This window comes from Cupriavidus sp. 291-E7, assembly GCF_057798835.1.
In genome coordinates, this window is sequence record NZ_JBYOJV010000031.1 from 1 (window position 1) to 19,347 (window position 19,347).

Here is a 19,347-nt window from a genome sequence, read left to right on the forward strand (position 1 = left end):
ACGTCGCCATGACGGCCGCGTCGCTGTTGACCGTAGCAATGTTCGCTGGTGTTCAGACGGCTTCGAATTCCGTTGCGACGACGGCTCGCCGCTACGCGTAACCTTTGCGCTGGATTGCCATGACCGGGAAGCCATCAGTTGGGCTGCAACCACCGGCGGGCACAGTGGCGATATTGTGCGAGATGTGATGCTGGCCGCCGTCGAACAGCGCTTTGGCGCTGTGCAGACCGAGCGCACCATCGAATGGCTGTCGGACAACGGGTCGGCGTACATCGACCATCGTACCCGCGCCTTCGCGCGGGAGCTGGGACTGGAGCCACTGACCACCCCCGTGCGTTCTCCGCAAAGCAACGGCATGGCCGAATCCTTCGTCAAGACCATGAAACGCGATTACATTGCGTTCATGAACAGGCCCGACGTGCCAACAGCGCTCTCTCAGTTAACGGTCGCATTCGAGCAATACAATGAGCGGCATCCACACAAAGCGTTGAGATATCGTTCGCCTCGCGAGTTCCGGCGAGCTGCCACATCATCAACTTAACGGTGTTTGGGTGTCCTGAATCACAGGGTCAACTCCAGGAAAGAACTGGGATGCAGTTTGGGATGCGATCACTGCGCTTGTCGAAATGCCGCTCGTTCTCCGACTGAAGAACTGGAAGGAATTCGAGCGACGTTTTCCGAGCGACGCGAATGTGATGGCCAATTGCCTAGAGAATGCTGTTCGGCAGTATCCGTCCTTCGCATCACGGATTGAGCGCGCCTGAAAAGGGCTGACTCATAGTCAGCGGGCACTCCGCCATAGAGGGCGTCGGCGCCGGCGCCGGGCGCCGCCAAAATGCCTCGGCGTCCGGATGTCCACCGGTATCGGTATCCATATGACGATGTTCGCCGGCAGCGTCGGGGCCGTTGTTGACGGCTGCGGCGCGCATTCGACCGGTTCGCAAGCTTCAGGCTCGCCATGTAGCCGCATTTTTCGGCATGCGTGCAACTGTTGAAGCATTGCCTCGACGTTTGGACCGAGCGGCGGGGCGTCGGCCTGTTCGGCTTGAATTGGTGGGTTTGGTGGGCCATGCGGTGTCCGCGATGGCTTGACCTGTGCCTTCAGGAGTGCCTGGAATTCCTGGCTTGAGGTCAGCGCGTGCGTGCTGTGATTGCCGCGTGGGCTACTCACGGCATTCGGCAACGCGTAGCAAACCGGGGGCAATGCGCGGACGCTGGTCATGGATGCTCCCTATCTAGACCCGGCGCAGCGAACGCAGCATCCACCACAGCTGCAGCGAGGCTCCCACGATAAAGATTCCTAACCACGCCGCGAGGGCTCCACGCACGATGGGGGAAGTCGGGCCGGTGGCCAGCGGATGTGCGACAGGCAAACGGGTCAACGTTTCGTTGATGCCCGGGACCAGCAACAGGAAGAAGGTGAACGAAAAGCCGAACTGAGCCAGGTATCTACCCGCACGCCCGAACAAGGACAGTCGTGGCACGAGCAACGCGCCAGTCATTGTCAACAACGCAAGGATGCCCAGGGCGTGGCCGGCGTTGAAGCCGCCGGTGCTGGACAAGCCGAACGACGTAAGCACGGACAATACCAAACCGCCCAGATAGACCCGCCCCGAACGCCGCGCGGGGTCGATTGAGCCATAGCGGACAAAGCCGTAAAGGCCGGCCGCAAACGGCACCAGACTGATAGCAGTATGAACAGCACCAAGCGTGGAAAGGGGATTTGGCATGGGGGTCCCTGTTCAAATAACAAACCAACTAGTTGGTTGGTTGATTGGGGTTTAAAAAAATCGTTTGGCCGGTGAACAGGCCAAACGATCCGTTTCAGGTACTCAGGCGGCCGATGGCTGCATGTACGATTTTTTGAAAGGACTTGGGGTCGCCAAGGACGCGAGCCGTCAGCATGGCGCCATGCACCGTGGACATGAAAGTCTGGGCTTCAACGAGCGCGCTGCCCTGCAAGCGAAACTGCCCCTTGCTCTCGCCCTGCTTCAGAACCCCGGCGATCCACGCCGTCAGATCCTGGAAATAGCCTTGCACCTCCACTGCGATTTCAGGCGGAATCATCGGTGATTCGGCCGCCAGCATCGCGCAAATGCACATCGTCGAGGAGCCGTCGCGTATGCATCGCGCCCAGTAGTCTGCGTAAGCCTTCAATTGCGCCAATGGATCATCACCGACGTGGCGCTGCATTGCCGCCAGACCTTCCGTCGACTGCTGACGGTGGCGCTTGACCACAGTGAGAACGAGATCGGTCTTGCTCGGGAAGTGATGATGGATGCTGGCTTTGCCGATACGCACCCGCTCGGACAGATCCGCATAGCTGAAGCCGTTATAGCCGCCCGCGGCGAGCAACTGCCGGGCATGCTCGGCGATTTCGATGGCCCGGGGTGAAAGTTCCACAGTCATGAATTAAGGCGTTCTTCGTCAGCATGCGGGACGATCGTTTGTCCTGGCATACCTTAAGTCGCATCGTCGATTCGGTGAGCCATCCTACTAGTTGGTTGGTAAGGGTGTCAAGTCTCCGCGGTTGCGGGGACGGTTTCGTCGGGCTGGCACAAATGCTGGAGAGGTGTCTTGTCATCATGCGCCAGCCGAACCCACCCTATTCGGGCTCGATCCCCGCAGCTCTTATCACGCGTCCCCACTTGTCAGACTCAATACGCTGAAAGGCGGAGAGTTCGGCAGGCGTTGTCGTCCAGGCTTGTGTTCCGGTCAATTGAAAGAAGGACTTCGGTTGCTTGTCGTTGACAGCCTGTACAAGCAGTTCCCTGAGTTTTTGGGCAACCGGGGCAGGGGTATTCGCTGGCAGATAGGCGGCAAACCAGTAACCCATTTCAAAGTCCTTGATGCCTGCCTCCTGCATGGTCGGCACATTGGGAAGTTGGGGGATACGCGTGGCGGTCGTCGCGGCCAGCGGCCTCAGTTTTCCCGCTGCGATCTGCGGCAAACCAACGACCGTGTCGACAAGCATCATTTCGATGTGGCCGCCCAGCAAATCGTTCATGGCATTGGGATTGCTGTTGTAGCCCACCCACGTCAGGTCAATCTTTGCCAATTGCTTCAGCATCTCGCCCGCAACGCGGCTCGACGAGTTCCCGCTGCCAAATGTCAGCTTCCCGGGGGCCGATCGCGCCTGCTGGACAATCTCGCCAACATCCTTGTATTTCGCATTCGCACGCACAACAAGCACCTGTCCGCCGCGTCCAAGCGCGGTCACCGGCTGGAAGTCGGTCAAGGGGTTGTACGGAAGCTTCTTGAACAGATGAGGATTCGCTGTCTGCGTCGTGTTGGTGGTGATGAGGACGGTATATCCGTCGGGCACGGCACGCGCAACGAACTGCGCCGCGATGATGCCCGAGGCGCCTGGCTTGTTCTCGACTACGATCGCCTGCCCGGTTTTCCCCGTGATGGCGGCGCCCAAGGCACGGGCCAACTGGTCGGTGGCACTCCCCGCGCCAAATGGCACGACGAAGCTGACGGGCTTTGACGGATATTCGGCTGCGCGCGCCGCCGTGGTGCCGAGCGAAACCAAAGTGATGGCGGCCGCAACCGCGTGTGTGATCCTCATGTCGTCTCCTTTGTGGCGAAGGCGTGGGCTGCCTTGCCGTTTTCATGAGGTCAGGATACGAAGCGGACGACGCGCGCACCATCGAATTTCTGGTGGCCGGGTGTTGACCTTTTGTAAAGGCGCCTCAGCTCGCGACGGTAGCGGAGAGCCACTGGCGGAACGCCCGCAGTGCGCTGGATTCGGGCCTGTCGGCCGCCCACGCGAAGTAGTAGGTGTGCTCGCCCCGGTCCAGTGAAAAATCAACCGGCATCACCAGCGTGCCATCCGCAAGCTCCTTGGCGACCAGGTCTCGCTGCGCGATCGCGATGCCGTGCCCCTCAACAGCAGCCTGATAGGCAAGCAGCGAGGTTTCATACTTCATGCCACGGGATGGATCGAGGTTCTTCACACCGGCCGCGTCGAGCCAAAGCATCCAGTCGTCGGGACGGGCAAGGGAATGAAGCAGGGTGTGCTTGGCAAGATCGCGCTTGGAGCGAATCTGCAGGGAGGGTGCGGCAACGACGACGAGCACATTCGGGATCAGGCGAAGCGCACTGAGTCCTGCCCAACGGCCATTTCCAAGCTGGACACCAGCGTCGATGTCCTCGCGCTGGAAATCCAGTGGCTGGAAGGAAGTCGTCAGTTGGACGTCGATATCCTTGTGCTGCTGATGAAAGCTCGCCAGGCGGGGGATCAGCCAGCGGACCGCGAATGTCGCGGGTGACCGGATGCGCAGCGTGTTACCGCCGTATCGGCTGCCGGTGACGGCCAACGTTGCCTCTCGCAAACCAGCAAAGAGAGGCATGAGCTCGGAAAGATAGCGGGCGCCGGCGGGGGTCAACTGCATGCGACCGCCGGGCGCCCGATCGAGCAGTGCGGTGCCGAGATAGGTTTCAAGCGTCCTGACCTGGCGGCTGACGGCCGCCGGCGTCACGCTGAGTTCTTCCGCGGCCTTCGTGACACTCAGTAGTCGACCCGTCGCTTCGAATGCACGCGCGGGATTCAGCGGGGGAAGCAGATTACGGCGCGCCATAAGCTCGAAAACGATCCGGGAATCTCGAACGCTCCAAGTCTATCCCAGAAGTCAGCGTTCGACCCTACCGCGCCGACCCGGCTTTCGCTTCGGCTTGCCGCTCCAGAAAATGGTGCACCGCCAGCTTGTGCTCGTCGCCACAAAGCAGGATGGCCTGCATCGAGGCTGCCATCTCCAGCGCCGCCGGCAATGACGCACCCGCGGATTCTCGAACCAGTCGCTTGGCCATCCTCAGCGCAATGGGCGGCTTGCGCGCGATTTCCTCGGCCAGGGCTAACGCGCTCGCATCCAGGTCCGCATCGGCAACCACCCGGGACACGATGCCAAGACGGTGGGCTTCTTCCGCATCGATGAATTCACTGGTCAGCGTCAATTCCAGCGCCTTGGCGGCGCCGACCATTCGCGTGAGGAACCATGCGCCACCGATGCCCGACACCAGGCCCAGGCGCAGGAAGCTCTCGGCAAAGCTGGCCTTTTCCCCGGCAATGCGGATGTCGCACATCAGCGCAAGATCGCAGCCGGCGCCGACGGCCGCGCCATTGATCGCGCAGATCGACGGAACTTCGAGGCCATCCAGCGCGCGCGTGATGCGATGCAGCTCGCGACGAAGCCGGTCTCTTACGTCGCTCACGCTTCCCGCCATCAGGTCACTGCCCTGTTTCATGTCCTTGACATTGCCCCCCGTGCAGAAGTGGCGGCCGGACGAGCGGATCAGTACGCAATGGACATCCGCCATCGCGTTGATGCTTTCCAGTGCCTCGGAGAGAGACGCCGTCATCGCAAGGTCAAGGGCATTGCCATTCGAAGGGTTGTTCAGCGTCAGTGTCAGGATGCCGGACTTGAGCGTGCTGAGGACGCACCCATTCTCGGGCGCATTGCTGGCAATCATGTTTTCTCCTGGTGCAAAGGATTGCGTTATCGTCCGACGAAATTTGCCGGCCGCCGTTCGAGGAAGGCCGACATCCCTTCCTTCTGGTCACTGAGGGAAAAGCCCGCCTGAAAGGTTCTCCGCTCGAACAGGAGGCCCTCCGACAGCGAACTCTCGAACGACCTGTTCACGGCTTCCTTGATGGCCATCACGACCGGCAACGAGTGTCTTGCGATGGATTTGGCGACTTCGATGGCCTCCGGCACCAGGTTTTCCCGTGACGTGAGCTTGGAAACAAGACCCATGCTCAACGCTTCCCGCGCGGAGATCGCATCGCCAGAGAGGCACATGAGCATTGCCGAGGACTTTCCGATGGCACGCGGAAGCCGCTGAGTACCGCCCGCGCCGGGCACGATGCCGAGCTTGATTTCAGGCTGACCGAATGTCGCATCCTCGGCGGCGATGACGATGTCGCATATCATCGCCAGCTCGCATCCGCCGCCGAATGCATAGCCGTTGACTGCGGCAATCACAGGCTTCCTCAGCGTGCGCAGCGCTTCCCAGTTGCGGCCGATGTAGTCCCGCTGGAATGCTGTCGGGTAGTCCAGTTGCGACATCGCGGCGATGTCCGCGCCCGCGGCGAAGGCACGCTCGCTTCCCGTGATGATGGTGACCGCCACGTCCGGATCGGCCTCGTTTGCGAGCAGCGCGTCTACCAGCGCATCGATCAGTTCATCGGTAAGCGGGTTGAGGGTGTTGCTGGAAGCAAGGCGAAGCAGCACGACGCGCTCATGCGGGAGCTGTCTGACGATAGGCGTACTCATAGGGCATCCGTTTCCATCTGGCAGGGGCGGGTGACGCTTGTGGAGGTGTCAAGGACAGCCCCGCATCGGATCAGCGCTTCGATGTCGTCGTCCCTCATGCCGTAGAGGCTCAGCACCTCGGCTGTGTGTTGCCCCGCCACGGGAGCGGGCGTGGGCCATTCGTCCACGGCGTTCGATCCATGCCGCGGGCCCAGTGCGAACCGATGCGTGCGGATTCGCCCCGCGACCGGATGATCGACCTCGCATGACAGGCGGCTGGCGGCGTACTCCGGTGACGCCATGACCTCGTCATAGCTCAGCACGGGAGCGCAGATGATGTCCCGCGCGGTGAGGCTGTCGACCCACTCGGCGGTAGTGCGGGCGCGGAATCGTTCCGAGAGAATCTCTCGCAACGCGTGGCGATTGGCTACCCGTCCATCGTTGGTCGAAAACCGGTCATCCGACGCATCGTCGGGAAGCATCAGGAGTTCGCGGAGCGCGCGCCACCGCGCGGGATGATAGGCGACGACCATGATCCATCCGTCGGCGGTGGGATACGCCTCGTTCGGGCACGCGTAAGGGGCGGCACTTCCGGATTTTTCGGGCTCCTTGCCTGAAGCGAAGTAGGCGGCAAAGCTGGCCTGTTGCAGCATGATGGTTGCGTTGTACAGGCTGACGTCCAGATGTTGCCCGCCGCGCTCGGTTCGGGCGCCCCGCAGGGCAGCGAGGATGGCGATCGTTGCAAGGTATCCCGTCACCATGTCGGCGATGGGAGTCGGCACTTTCGCGGGAGGGGATGCCTGCTCGCCAAGCGTACTCATGAGTCCGCTCACCGCCTGGATAATGCCGTCGACGCCGGGCCGCGAGCTGAGCGTACCTTCCTGCCCGAATGCCGAGATCGAACAGTAGACGAGCCGTGGATTCTGCCGCGACAGCGACGCGAATCCCAATCCCAGTTTCTCCATGACGCCGGGCCGGAAATTCTCGATGATGACGTCGGCGCTGCGAGCCATCTGTTGAATCGCGGCGCGTCCCTCCGGGGACTTGAGATCGACAGCGAGGCTATGCTTGTTGCGATTGACGCTCATGAAGGTCGGGCTCTCGCCGTTCTGCCACGGCGGTCCGATGCGACGCCCGATTTCGCCATCGATCGGTTCGATCTTGACGACGTGCGCGCCAAGGTCGGCGAGCGTCATCGACGCGACGGGTCCCGCAAGTACATGGGAAAAATCGAGGACCTTCAGCCCCGTCAAGCTGTCTTCGAGCATGCTCGTCTCCATCAGGAATCTTCTATTGCCCGAAGATTAGAGCGATGCCACCACGCCTCCCATCGACTTTATGGAACGCTGCGTTGACTTTTTGTTCCGCGCGGAATGGGTCATGTTCCAGTGACGAGACGTAGCGGCAGACCCGCCTGAAACGGCGTTGCTGGAACAGGCGGCCCTTGGAAAGCCCGGCATCCGGCGCGCGATCCGTACCCCACTAAAGTTGGGTTGAGGATGTCAGTTGAACAGCCGTTCTGCAAACGACAGTGCCTAATCTTGCTCGTCAACTACGCGGCAGGGCAGACAAAAATCAAGCAGAACCTATTGCCGATGGCGTAGGGAAAATGGGGATACGAATGGCGTTCATCGGCAACATGAAGATTGGCAAGCGGCTGGCTCTTGGCTTCTCGCTGATTCTGGCGTTTTCCATTGCAATTACCGCTATCGCCATCTGGCGGCTCGACAATGTTGCAGCCGCGACGCGCGAAATGATGAAGGTGCCGCTCCTCAAGGAGCGACTGATTGGCGACTGGTATGCCAATCTGGCATCGGGCATCCGACGCACTAGCGCCATCGCAAAGAGTAGTGATCCCGCGCTGGGCCCTTATTTCGCTGAAGAGGCGGCGGCGTCGTCCAAGAGCTCGGGCGAACTTCAGAAGAAAGTGGAAACCCTGATTTCCACTGACGAAGAAAAGGCGCTGTTCAACAAGATCGGCGAATCGCGGAAGGCCTACCTGAGTTCTCGCGATGAGATCAACAAGGCCAAGGCGGCCGGTAATGTCGATGAAGCCACGCGTATTCTGGACAAGGTGTTCACCCCGGCGGCCAACGCCTATCAGGGCACCATGCGCGAGCTGGTTGAAGTGCAGCGACGCACCATTGACGATACCGCCAAGGAAATTGATGGCGTTGCCGCCAAGAGCCGCGCGCTGCTGCTCGTGCTCGAAGGACTCATTCTGATACTTGGAATCATCTGTGCGTACTTCCTGACTCGCAGCATCAGCCGTCCGCTGGCACAGGCTGTCAGTGTGTCGCGTCGCGTGGCCGATGGTGACTTGTGCAGCGAGATCGTGGTGACATCCAGTGACGAGACTGGCGAGCTGCTGCAAGCGCTGAAGGACATGAATGACAAGCTCGGCGGCACGGTCGGAAATATCCGCTCGGCCAGTGTGGCGGTCGCCAGCGCCGCCGGGCAAATTGCATCCGGCAATCTGGATCTGTCTTCTCGCACCGAAGAGCAGGCTGCTTCGATTGAGCAGACGGCGGCCAGTATGGTCGAGCTGACCGAAACGGTGAACCAGAATGCCGATCATGCGCGTCAGGCGACTTCCCTCGCGGGAAGTGCCCGAGAGATGACGGAGTCCGGACGTTCCGATGTGGCCGCGATGGTGCAGACGGTTGGTGAGGTGAGCGCCGAGTCGAAGAAGATCGCGGAGATCACCGGCATGATTGAAGGCATCGCGTTTCAGACGAATATCCTGGCGCTAAATGCCGCGGTTGAGGCGGCACGTGCCGGTGAGCAGGGACGAGGCTTCGCGGTTGTCGCCGGCGAGGTACGATCGCTGGCACAAAGAGCGTCTGGCGCAGCCAAGGAAATCAAGGAGCTGATCGAGACATCAACCGTGAAGGTGCAAGTTGGTGCTCAGCAGGCCGAGGGCGTTAGTGCCGCGATGGAACGGATCAGTACGGCAATCGAGCGCGTCTCGGACATCATCGGCGAGATTTCGGCGGCATCCGACGAGCAGAGCAAGAACCTTGAACAGGTGAGCATTGCCATTGCCCAGATTGACCAGGCGACTCAGCAAAACGCAGCGCTGGTCGAAGAGTCCTCAGCAGCGGCACAGGCGCTGCGCGAGCAGGCCGTCGGTATGAAGGACGAGGTGATGTACTTCAAGACCGCAGCCTGATTCGCGTAAGGGCGAAGCGGGCTGAACTGCCTGGGTTTGTGGAGGCTCCTCTCCTTGAGAGAACGGAGCCCTTGAGCAAGCGAGGTTCCTGATGTCGAGGAGCCTCGCTTTCGTCTTAGGGGCCAGATTTGCCCGGCGCGCTCGCGCGGGCGATGGCGAGAAAGGCCCGCATTGCGCTCGAAAGGTAAGCGTCTTTCCGGTGTATGAACAACGTGTCCACTTTGGAGAGACTGCGCGGCACGCTGTGAATCGCGATGCGTCCGGCATCGGCGAATTCGGCCAGTACGCCGCGTGGAAGTAGCGTAATGCCCACGCCAGCGGACACACAACTGACTATGGCATCCAGCGAGCCAAATTCGAGCGGTTTGGCAACCACGATCCCCTTTTTAGCGAGAAATGATTCCAGCCGCTGGCGGTACGAGCAGCCGGATTGAAACACGACGATCCGCAGGTCGGAGATGTGGGACAGCTCGTTGAGCGAGCGAACTTCCGGGCTCGTGGCAAGCACGAGCTGTTCCGTGAAGACTCGCTCATGGTGCAAATCGGGATGTGAGATGGGGCCAGCGACAAAGGCGCCATCGAAGCGGGACGCCACCACATCCCGCACCAGGCTGGCAGTGCTCCCCGCGGTCACGGAAAGCTTGACGTCCGGATAGGCGCGCGCGAACCCAGTGAGCAGCGGTGACAGCCGCAATGCCGTGGCCGTCTCTAGCGCGCCGAGCGTCAGTGTGCCGCTGGGAACCCCATCGTCCTGAGCCGCTGCGCGCGCTTCGGCCATCAGCTTGCCAATGCGCGCCACAAACGGAAGGATCCGCTGGCCGGCGGGTGTGGGACGCACGCCGCGCGCATGGCGCTCGAACAGCAGCGTGCCAAGTTCTTCCTCCAGCCCGCGAATGCGGGCCGTGATGTTCGACTGCACGGTGTGCAGCTCGGTGGCAGCGCGGTTCATGCTGCCCAGCCGCGCCACCACTTCGAAAGTCTTCAAATCCGCCAGTTCCATACGAACCGTGCCTCCGTCTGCCATGCAATGCTCATGCGCAACTGTAGCCCGTCGTTCAGGAACGTGCTCACCTATCTGTATCAGAGATAGGTCATATCTCGATATTTCAGTTCTCGCGATTCGCTATTGCACATAGCCTTGAGCCATCTGCAGTAGCGATGGGCGCAGGTATTACCCCGCAGTACAACCATAACTAATATCCATTCGGAGAAGACACCATGAAATACTCAACACGATCGCTGGCGGTTGCCGCTGCCGGAGTCGTCCTGCTGGGCGCAGGTGCCAACGCATTGGCCCAGAAGCGCACTCCGCTGCAGACCATCGACTATCCGCCCGGTTACGAGACGGTGAGCGTGATTGCCGAACTCGAACCGGGACAATGCACGACCCGGCATGCGCACCCAGGGATAGAGAGCGCCTACGTGCTCGAAGGCCAGGCGGTGGCGAAGTTCGATAGCAAGCCAGACCAGATTCTTGTGGCGGGACGACCACTGCAATTCGGGCAGGAAGAAATGCATAACGTCTGCAACACCGGCACCACGCGGTTCAAGGCAATTGCCCACTATATTGTCGAGAAGAACAAGCCACTGGTGCTGCGTGCGCCTTGATGACCACTCGATTATCTTCACCAGGAGAATTGGTAATGCTGAGGCAAACAAAAGTGGCGGTGGCATCTGCCGTGATGTCGTTGCTGTTCATGCTGGAAGGCGCGCCCGTTGCGCACGCCGCGTCCGCACTGCCCGACGCAACCCGCGCCGGTGTGGCCGACAGGCTGTACCGCGTGGACTGTGGCCGCTCTCTCGCCAATGACGAATCGGTCTGGACGCCGGGCGAGAACGTTGGAAAGAGCATCGAGTTTTCGTCGACCTGCTGGCTGGTCAAGCACGGAAAGGATTGGCTGCTGTGGGATACCGGCGTGCCCGAATCGTCGTACAAGGACCCCAAGGGTTGGTCTACGCTGCCGAAACTGATCGTCTATCACCTCGACAAGACGCTGACGGGCCAGCTCGCCGAACTGGGACTCAAGCCCGACGATGTCGGCCGGGTAGCCATTTCGCACACCCACGGCGACCATATCGGCAATGTGAGCCTGTTTCCTAATTCCACGATTCTGATGCAGAAGGCCGAGTATGACTGGATCCATTCTCCCAACGGGTCGAATGAGAACGTCAACCAGCTGATGGCACTGGCGCGCAAGCTGATGGGAAAACCGAAAGACCTGAAGCTGGTTGAAGGCGATACAGATGTTTTTGGTGACGGCAGCGTGACGCTGGTTGCCACGCCGGGCCACACGCCGGGTAGCCAGTCGCTGATGGTTCACCTGAAAAACTCAGGCTTCGTGATTCTGTCCGGCGACGTGGTGCATCTGGAAGGGAACTTCGAGCGAAGCATCGTGCCGTCGCTGAATACCAGTAATGCGGATTCGCTCGCATCGATGGAAAAGGTCCGGAAACTGATGGGGACCTACAAGGCGAAGCTGTTCATCAATCATGACAAGCATCAGACCGAACAGCTCAAGCTGCTTCCCGCGTATTACGACTGAGACGACCAGGGCCTGATGATTCGCGGCGCCGACGCTTTGGATGCATCGGCGCCGTTTCGTTTCATACTTCCTGAAACTCGCCTTGCGCCTGCAATACCTTCACCAGGCGTTCGCCATGCATCTGTGCATAGTCATGGGCCAGTTTCTCGGCTTCCGCTGTATCCCCCTGCAGGATTGCCGACGCCATATGCTCGTGCTCGGCATAAATCGCCTCGGAATACTCCATCAGTTTTGTCGTCATGAGGATGTAGAGCATTACCGGGTCGCTGATCAAACCATACTGGACGATCAGGCGGCGATGGCCCGACAGCGCGACAACCGTCTTATGGAAAGCCAGGTCTGCCTCGGCGATGCGGCGGCGATCCATATCGGCTATCGCGGATTTCAGCTCGACCAGTGCCTCGCGCAGTTTCTTGCGGCCGGCATCGTCGATATTCGCGGCCGCGAGCCTTGAGGCCATGCCTTCGAGGTTGCTGCGAAGCGTGTAAAGCTCCCAGGCGTCTTCCGCCGACAGCGACACAACTTCCCATCCGGTATAGGCGTGCTGGATCAGAAGACCTTCACTGGCCAGACGCTGCATACCGGCACGGACCGTCGAGCGCGACAGGCCAATCTGTTTCGCCAGCGCTATTTCGGTGAGCCGGGAGCCGGGCGCGAGATCGCCAGAAAAAATGGCGTCGCGGATCCAGTCGGCAGCCTGCCGATCAAGGCTGCGTTTGTCGATTTCAATGCGAGTACTCATAAGTGCAAGTGCTTGACCGGAAACGGAAAACGCACCCGAACCGGTCACGGCGCGGGTGCGAGGCGCTAACCTGGGCTGCTAGGCGGATGACTGGCATCATACCGCCCGGCGCACGCTATTGTTAATTGTGGGCAGTTAATCCCAGGCAGCCAAGTGGAAAGAATGTGCTTGTTTGCGCACGATTTTGCGGGGGGTCAGAGCCTGCCGGCTGCTCGCCGTACTTCGTAGGCCTGCAGGTTCAGCCAGCAGATCCGATGGACGGTTTCATCCAGGCCATGTGCCCGGATGCGCGAAAGCATGTATCCGACAATGTGCTCGCCCTCGATGGCCGACTTGCGTTCCAGGTCGCGCAAAATCGATGGGACATACGCCGATTCCTTGTTGGCAAACAGCGCCTGATATTCGGCCAGGAATGCGTCGGTCATCGGATATCCCTCACGCGCTGCGACCTCGGCGTGAACTGCCAGCACCTGGTAGAAGAATTCGGTACCGCCGGACACCGTAGCGATTTCACCGACGCTGGCGCGCAGCAATGTAGTAACCGTGGCCACGGTGGAAAGGTGGACGAACTTCTCCCAGAGGTTATGCATGATGTCGGGCACGGCACTGGCCTTGACGCTGTCTTGCGGAAACGCCCGCTGCAGGGCCAGCACCCGCTCGCTCATGACGCCCGACTGTTCTCCGAACTTGATATAGCACCAGTCGTTCAGATGCTGGATCGTGCCGTCGTTGCCGAGCGTGACGATGATTTTCGCCAGCCCGCCGAGCACGCGATCCGCACCAAAGATTGCGTTGAGCTTGTCGATATGCGCCATGCCATTCAGCAACGGCAGCACAGCGGTATTCGCGCCCACGGCGGGGCGAATGGCTTCGATGGCGGAATCCAGGTCATAGGCCTTGCTGGTCAGCAGCACGATGTCAAAGTGCCCGTCCAGTTCCTCCTGGGTGACCGTTTTCACCGCGGCGCGGAAATCACCATACTGGCTGCGGATATTCAGCCCATCGCGTTCAAGAATCGCACGCCGCGCCGGGCGCACGAGAAAGGTTACGTCCGCGCCGTGCTGAACCAACCGGCCGCCATAGTAGCCGCCGATCGCGCCGGCGCCCAAAACCAGAATTCGCATGATGTCTCCTATTTAATCAAGCGCGAGCGCCGCTCTTGAGCAATCGCTGCGGCATGGCCGTGAGCAGCAGAATGGCGCCCAGTACCAGCGTTATCGCAAACGTGTATAGCCCGTAATTCAGCGACCCGGTCGTAATCTTGACCCAGCCAAGCACGGAAGGGCTGGCAAAACCGCCGATCAGGCCAATACTGTTGATGACCGCGATACCACCCGCCGAACCGGATGCGGACAGGTACGAGGTGGGAATCGTCCAGAACAGTGGCATGGCGGTCAGAATGCCGAGCGTGGTAATCGAGAATACGACCAGCGCGACAACCAGGCTGCTATGGACAAGCGTTACCGCTACCAGGCCAATCGCGGCGACGATCATGCCCAGCGCCACGTGCCAGCGGCGCTCGCCGGTCTTGTCGGAATGCTTGCCGACAATCACCATGCCGACGCACGTCACCACATAAGGAATCGCCGTCAGGATTCCGATCTGTAGTGGATTGGTGACGTGATAGCTGCGCACCATCTCCGGGAGCCAGAAACTGATGATGTAAAGGCCGGCGGCAATCGTGAAGTAAATCATCGACAGCGCATACAGCCGCGGGTCTCGCAGGGTCTTCACGAAGGAATGATCGTGGCCGTGCGTGCCTGGGTCGCCCACTTCATGGGTCAGGATGTCTTTTTCCCGCGCCGTGAGCCAGCGGGCGTCAGCAGGCTTGTCGGACAGCACAAACATTACCAACACGCCGAGGATGATCGACGGCACCGCCTCGATGATGAACAGCCACTGCCAGCCGCCAAGCCCCGACGCACCGGTCATATTGACCATGATCCAGCCCGACAGCGGGCCACCAATTACACCCGACACCGCAATTGCCGACATGAAAAGCGTAATGATCTTTCCGCGCATGGCGGGCGGATACCAGTACGTCAGATAGAGCACGATACCGGGGAAGAATCCGGCTTCAAAGGCGCCGAGCAGAAAGCGCGCGAGATAGAACTGCGCGGGCGTGGTGATGAACGCAAAGCTGGCCGATATGCATCCCCAAACGACCATGATCCGCATCAGCGTCTTGCGCGCGCCAATCTTTTCGAGCAGCAGGTTGCTTGGCACCTCGAACAGGAAATAACCGAGGAAGAAAATGCCGGCACCAAGCCCGTAGACGGCGTCCGAAAACGCGAGATCCTGTTTCATCTGCAGCGCGGCAAAGCCAATATTGACGCGGTCCAGATAGGCAAACACGTAGCAGACGAAAAGAAACGGAATAATGCGCAGCGTGATCTTGGCAAAGGTACGCCGCACCTCGTCGCTCGTGTGCAATGGCGCCGCTTGCTGCCGCGCGGCGGGGGTGGAAACTGTCATCATGATCCTGCTCCAGCCATTCGAATGGTGGTATATGGGCGGCTCCCGAGGGGAGGTCGGTCGCGCCAGCGCGCGACGGTCTCCACCTCCTCCCCGGAAGTGATCGGAATCTCTAGTTGGGGGACTACGCTTCAGGCCCGGCGCTTACAGGCCAAGATGGCTGCGACGGACTTGCGGCGGATGGGCGCGCAATGCTTCCTCAATGGGGTCGCAACCCCAGCCCGGCGCATCGGGAACGAGAATGCCGCCGCGCTCAATTTGCGGTGTGCTGGTAAATAGCTCGTCGTCCCAGGACAGCCGATCCACATCCACTTCCATTACGCGCAGATTCGGCACCGCCGCCGCGAAATGCACATTCATCATCGTGGAGAGATGGCTGTAGAAGTTATGCGGCGCGATATTGACGTCGAATGCGTCGGCAACGTTGGCGATTTTCATCGCTTGCCAGACGCCGTTCCACACCGCATCCACAATGGCTACATCCATCGACTGCGCCTGGAAATAGGGCAGGAACTGGCGCACGCCAAACAGCGTCTCGCACGCCGCAATCGGGGCGTGACTGCGTTGGCGGATGTACGCCATCGCGTCCGGATTGTAGATATCGAGTTCCACCCAGAACAGATCGAAATCCTTGATCGCATTGATCAGCGAAAGATAACCCTCGGTACGCGCGTTGAAATTCAGGTCCACCAGAATATCGACGTCCGGACCCGCACCATCGCGCAGCGCTTCCAGATGTGCTCGCAGATTCCGGATCAACGCCTTGTCGACGTTCAGCGACGGCGCATAAGGCGAACCAAAACCAGCCATCCACTGACGCGGCTTGCCATTTTCATCGACGAACAGATTCGTCTTCAGCGCCGAAATACCGGACTTGCGCGCGTCTTCACCCGCCTTCTTCACCCCGTCCAGATCGACAATGGCCGGCTGATACAGCTTGGGATGGCTGATCCGCCAGGTCGCGCAGTGCGACCAGTAAATCGGCACGCTGTCCCGATGCTTGCCGCCCAGCAACTGATAAACCGGCAACCCCAACGACTTGGCCTTTGCATCGAGCAAGGCATTCTCGATAGCACCAATCGCCTCGGCACTAAGCCCATAAGGAGCCGGCCGCAACGACGCCGCCAGTCGGCCATACGCTTCCTCGTGGTCGTACACCGACTTGCCAATCAATCGCGCACCCAACTGCTCGATCACAGCGGTCAACCCCGGCGGTCCAAATGACTCGTCGTACTCACTCCAACCGACCGTGCCATCGGACGTCACTACCTTCAGGAAGTAGTAGTTACGCCACCCGGCGTCGCAGGAGATCGTCTCAAAGTGCTCAATACGCATGTTTTCCTCGCTCTGTACGTTGACAACAATTGATTGTTAACAATTAACGAGGAATTTAGGTCGTCGTATAGCGCTGGGCAACTAACGTAAACCCGAGGAAGGGGAGGTTCGCCGGGCGAGGGTTCCGTCATGGGGGAACGGAATGGCATCCGCCAGCCTGCCGCGCTGAGGGCGACGCGCCGGGTTACGAGCCGCGCGGTGGCGACCGGCGCCTGGGGGCAGGCCAAGCGGGCGTCAGAAACGGGAGTCGGCGCAAGCGCGTGTGTCCGGCTTATTTTTGGACTGGGGACATCACCGCGGCATATCCATGCCTACTGGCCTTCGACCCACTGGATGGCGAAGCGCATCAGTTCCTTGCCGCTGCGAATCTCCAGCTTTTCCTTGATGTTGGCCTGGTGGGCTTCGATGGTTTTGATGCTGCGATTCATCTTCTCAGCAATTTCGCGCGTACTGAAGCCAAGTCCGATCAGGTGCAAGACCTCGAATTCCCGCTCTGACAGGTTTGCGATGGCGCTGGTGGGCGTCTTGGTCGGCGTCGTCAGTTTGCGCGCGAGCTTCTCATGCATCGCTGCGCTCAAATAGACATTCCCCGCGAGTACCTCGCGGATGGCGTTCAGGATATGTTCCGTGGCCCCGAGTTTCATCAGGTACCCATTTGCACCCGCCCGCAATGCACGCTCGGCGAACAGGGCTTCGTCATGCATGCTGAGAACGAGGATCGTCAGCGTTGGATAGTGCTGCCTGAAATTTTTGACAAGGTCCAGGCCGGAGTTCGACTGCAGGCTGAGATCCACGATGGCCAGGTCAGGCCTGCAGGTGACAGCCGCCACCGCTTCTTCGACACTGCCCGCTACGCAGCAGACGTGCAGGTTTTCATGGGAATGCAGCAAGTGGGTCAGCCCTTCCCGGATGATGGGATGGTCATCGACGATAAGGATCTGGACCGCGCGGCCCGGGCTACATGATGTCCCTTGCATGGTCCGGGCGCTCCGGTATCGGGAAGCTGATTGCAACTGTGGTGCCGCCCCAGCTATTGCAGGAGACCGTGCAAGATCCCCCGAGCAGACTCGCCCGATGACGCAGGTTGTGCAGTCCCAGCCCTGTGCCATGCGCGATCTGGTCCTCGGCCAGGCCCACGCCGTCATCACTGATAGAGAGTCGCTGCAACCCGCTGTCGCGATCGAGCTCGATCCAAATGTGGCTGCCGTGGCTATATTTGAGCGCATTGTTGACCGCTTCCTGTGCCGCGCGGAAGAGATGGTTTTGCATCGGCGGATCCAGGAAGTCTGCCCCCGACCTGATCTGAAGGGCGCAGTCGATGCCGTTCACCGAGCGCGTCGTCGTGACCAGGCCCTGCAGAGCGGCGGCCAGGCCACCATCCTCCAAGGCGACGGGGTCCAGCCCGTGCGCGACCTTGCGGGTCATCAGCGCAGCCTGCTTGACCAGTTCGACGATCTTGGCAGCGTTGGTAGCCGCGGGGTGGCGATGCTTCTGCAATTCCTCGCTCAGCGCCACGGAGTAAAAGCCCAGGCTGGTGAGATGCTGGCCAAGGCCGTCGTGCAGCTCCTGGCCGATGAGCCTCTGCTGCTGATCGCTGCTTCGAATCAGTTCCGCTTCCAGCAGGCGACGTCGCGCGATCTCCTCCCTCAGTTCCTGGTTTGCGCGCTCAAGGTCATGGGTTCGCTCTTGTACGCGTGCCTCCAGCATGACGTGGGAGGCGAGCAGGAGCCACCGGATTCGTTTTTCCTGGGCATGTGCCGCCACGAGCAGCAGCCCGGTAACGGCAACGACGTTGGCAAACGCGCACCATCTGATCAGGCTGTCTACCGGGGTTCCGCCTGCAAATGGACCGGTGCCGTGTGTGGTGCCCCAGATGGCGATAGTCGAAACAAGCAACGTCGAGAGACAGGTGCCCCAGTGATCGAAGCGCAGCGCCGCCCAGATGGTGAACGGGAAAACCGCCAGGGCAGCAGGATAGTACCTGTGCCCAGCGAGTTCGCCCGAGCCGAAGATGAGATAACTGATCCACGCCGTCGCAAGGGCAAGTGCACACGCTTCCGAGGCCAGTTTGGCTGAGTGAATCGGGCTCGAATACGAGATCGATGTCAGTAGCGCAGGGGCCACGACCAGCACGCCCATCATGTCCCCGAGCCACCATTGCAGAAGGGCGGGGGCGTATTCGCCGCGATGCACGAGTCCCGCCGCGACAAGCGCACTCGCGCCGATGAGCGCGCTCGCCGCCGTACTGACCGTCGCACCGAGCACGATGAAGGCGATCACGTCCTTGCTGCGGTCCATAGCGCGCCGGAATTGCGCAAGCCGCGTCAATGAGAGCCACCCCAGCAGGGAAGCGGTCATTGCGCCAAGTCCGATGACCAGCGCCACTGGAGGTGGCACGCCTACCGAAATGTTGGCTGCAATCGAGCCAATCGCGATTCCGGGAGCGACCTGGATACCCAGAACAAGCAAGGCCACCAGCGCGATGCCGCTGGAGGGCCACACCAGCGACACGGCGCCCCCCACCATCGCAAAGGCCAGTCCCAGCTTTGCACCGGCGAAGTACGCCAGCGCGACGAGTGCAGTACGAACAAGGGGGTTTGACCGCGCGGGTTGCGTGATGTTCTGCATTGCTCGCTTCCGATCATGGGGCAGGCCTTGAAACTTCAGGCTTTTTCTTGGCCACAATGACGGCGCTTGCGCGCGGTATTACGCCTTTGCCAGGCACGCTGGGATAGGCGCAGCGTAAGAGTATTTAGAATTTATGCCAGATTTCCCCCGACGGTAAGGATCGATTCAATGCGCCATACAGATTTTGCAGCGAACGCC

General features: G+C 60.4%; 19 protein-coding genes. 5 read left to right on the forward strand and 14 right to left on the reverse strand.

Annotation, left to right across the window (positions count from 1 at the left end; translation table 11 throughout):
- Both AC3FLX_RS31000 and AC3FLX_RS31005 read left to right on the forward strand, forming a co-directional pair.
- On the forward strand, nt 1-541 hold a 541-nt coding region (locus AC3FLX_RS31000), incomplete at its 5' end, for a DDE-type integrase/transposase/recombinase (protein ID WP_488701146.1).
- A gap of 19 nt (nt 542-560) precedes the next feature.
- Nucleotides 561-764, forward strand: a complete 204-nt coding sequence (locus AC3FLX_RS31005) for a barstar family protein (protein ID WP_488701190.1) — start codon at nt 561-563, stop codon at nt 762-764.
- A 471-nt stretch (nt 765-1,235) separates the two neighbouring features.
- Here the strand turns inward: AC3FLX_RS31005 and AC3FLX_RS31010 are convergent, their stop codons facing one another.
- The 7 genes from AC3FLX_RS31010 to AC3FLX_RS31040 form a co-directional block, all read right to left on the reverse strand.
- Nucleotides 1,236-1,730 carry a hypothetical protein gene (locus AC3FLX_RS31010; RefSeq protein ID WP_488701147.1) on the reverse strand — a complete coding sequence of 165 codons (495 nt, stop codon included), beginning with the start codon at nt 1,728-1,730 and terminating at the stop codon, nt 1,236-1,238.
- A 94-nt stretch (nt 1,731-1,824) separates the two neighbouring features.
- Entirely contained in the window at nt 1,825-2,409 is a 585-nt protein-coding gene (locus AC3FLX_RS31015) for a TetR/AcrR family transcriptional regulator (RefSeq protein ID WP_488701148.1), read from the reverse strand.
- Nucleotides 2,410-2,605: 196 nt separating this feature from the next.
- Nucleotides 2,606-3,571, reverse strand: a complete 966-nt coding sequence (locus AC3FLX_RS31020; RefSeq protein WP_488701149.1) for a Bug family tripartite tricarboxylate transporter substrate binding protein — start codon at nt 3,569-3,571, stop codon at nt 2,606-2,608.
- A gap of 124 nt (nt 3,572-3,695) precedes the next feature.
- A complete protein-coding gene (locus AC3FLX_RS31025) occupies nt 3,696-4,583 on the reverse strand; it encodes a LysR substrate-binding domain-containing protein (protein ID WP_488701150.1) in 888 nt (295 codons plus the stop codon).
- A 64-nt stretch (nt 4,584-4,647) separates the two neighbouring features.
- On the reverse strand, nt 4,648-5,472 hold the full coding sequence (locus AC3FLX_RS31030; RefSeq protein ID WP_488701151.1) for an enoyl-CoA hydratase-related protein: 825 nt from the start codon (nt 5,470-5,472) through the stop codon (nt 4,648-4,650).
- Between the two features lie 26 nt (nt 5,473-5,498).
- Nucleotides 5,499-6,275, reverse strand: coding sequence for an enoyl-CoA hydratase-related protein (locus AC3FLX_RS31035; RefSeq protein WP_488701152.1), 777 nt, complete (start codon nt 6,273-6,275; stop codon nt 5,499-5,501).
- Complete coding sequence (locus tag AC3FLX_RS31040; RefSeq protein WP_488701153.1) at nt 6,272-7,522, reverse strand: CaiB/BaiF CoA transferase family protein; 1,251 nt, start codon at nt 7,520-7,522, stop codon at nt 6,272-6,274. The genes AC3FLX_RS31035 and AC3FLX_RS31040 overlap by 4 nt, the downstream gene beginning before the upstream one ends.
- Before the next feature lie 353 nt (nt 7,523-7,875).
- Between AC3FLX_RS31040 and AC3FLX_RS31045 the strand changes: the two genes are divergently transcribed.
- Nucleotides 7,876-9,426 carry a methyl-accepting chemotaxis protein gene (locus AC3FLX_RS31045; protein WP_488701154.1) on the forward strand — a complete coding sequence of 517 codons (1,551 nt, stop codon included), beginning with the start codon at nt 7,876-7,878 and terminating at the stop codon, nt 9,424-9,426.
- Nucleotides 9,427-9,541: 115 nt separating this feature from the next.
- On the opposite strand, the gene AC3FLX_RS31050 is transcribed toward AC3FLX_RS31045, so the two are convergent.
- Nucleotides 9,542-10,375 carry a LysR family transcriptional regulator gene (locus AC3FLX_RS31050; protein WP_488701155.1) on the reverse strand — a complete coding sequence of 278 codons (834 nt, stop codon included), beginning with the start codon at nt 10,373-10,375 and terminating at the stop codon, nt 9,542-9,544.
- Nucleotides 10,376-10,644: 269 nt separating this feature from the next.
- Here AC3FLX_RS31050 and AC3FLX_RS31055 point away from each other — a divergent pair, with 269 nt between their 5' ends.
- Both AC3FLX_RS31055 and AC3FLX_RS31060 read left to right on the forward strand, forming a co-directional pair.
- The gene (locus AC3FLX_RS31055; RefSeq protein WP_488701156.1) at nt 10,645-11,034 is read left to right on the forward strand and encodes a cupin domain-containing protein; all 390 of its coding nucleotides are present in this window, start codon (nt 10,645-10,647) and stop codon (nt 11,032-11,034) included.
- Between the two features lie 35 nt (nt 11,035-11,069).
- Nucleotides 11,070-11,969, forward strand: a complete 900-nt coding sequence (locus AC3FLX_RS31060; protein ID WP_488701157.1) for an N-acyl homoserine lactonase family protein — start codon at nt 11,070-11,072, stop codon at nt 11,967-11,969.
- 61 nt (nt 11,970-12,030) lie between these two features.
- Here AC3FLX_RS31060 and AC3FLX_RS31065 read toward each other — a convergent pair whose 3' ends face one another.
- The 6 genes from AC3FLX_RS31065 to AC3FLX_RS31090 all read right to left on the reverse strand — a co-directional run bounded on the left by AC3FLX_RS31065 (nt 12,031) and on the right by AC3FLX_RS31090 (nt 19,149).
- On the reverse strand, nt 12,031-12,759 hold the full coding sequence (locus AC3FLX_RS31065; RefSeq protein ID WP_488701158.1) for a GntR family transcriptional regulator: 729 nt from the start codon (nt 12,757-12,759) through the stop codon (nt 12,031-12,033).
- A gap of 146 nt (nt 12,760-12,905) precedes the next feature.
- Entirely contained in the window at nt 12,906-13,835 is a 930-nt protein-coding gene (locus AC3FLX_RS31070) for a 2-dehydropantoate 2-reductase (RefSeq protein WP_488701159.1), read from the reverse strand.
- 16 nt (nt 13,836-13,851) lie between these two features.
- On the reverse strand, nt 13,852-15,189 hold the full coding sequence (locus AC3FLX_RS31075) for an MFS transporter (protein WP_488701160.1): 1,338 nt from the start codon (nt 15,187-15,189) through the stop codon (nt 13,852-13,854).
- 141 nt (nt 15,190-15,330) lie between these two features.
- A complete protein-coding gene (locus AC3FLX_RS31080; protein ID WP_488701161.1) occupies nt 15,331-16,521 on the reverse strand; it encodes a mandelate racemase/muconate lactonizing enzyme family protein in 1,191 nt (396 codons plus the stop codon).
- 311 nt (nt 16,522-16,832) lie between these two features.
- On the reverse strand, nt 16,833-17,534 hold the full coding sequence (locus AC3FLX_RS31085; RefSeq protein ID WP_488701162.1) for a response regulator: 702 nt from the start codon (nt 17,532-17,534) through the stop codon (nt 16,833-16,835).
- Entirely contained in the window at nt 17,479-19,149 is a 1,671-nt protein-coding gene (locus tag AC3FLX_RS31090; RefSeq protein ID WP_488701163.1) for an MASE1 domain-containing protein, read from the reverse strand. The genes AC3FLX_RS31085 and AC3FLX_RS31090 overlap by 56 nt, the downstream gene beginning before the upstream one ends.
- Between the last annotated feature and the right edge of the window lie 198 nt (nt 19,150-19,347).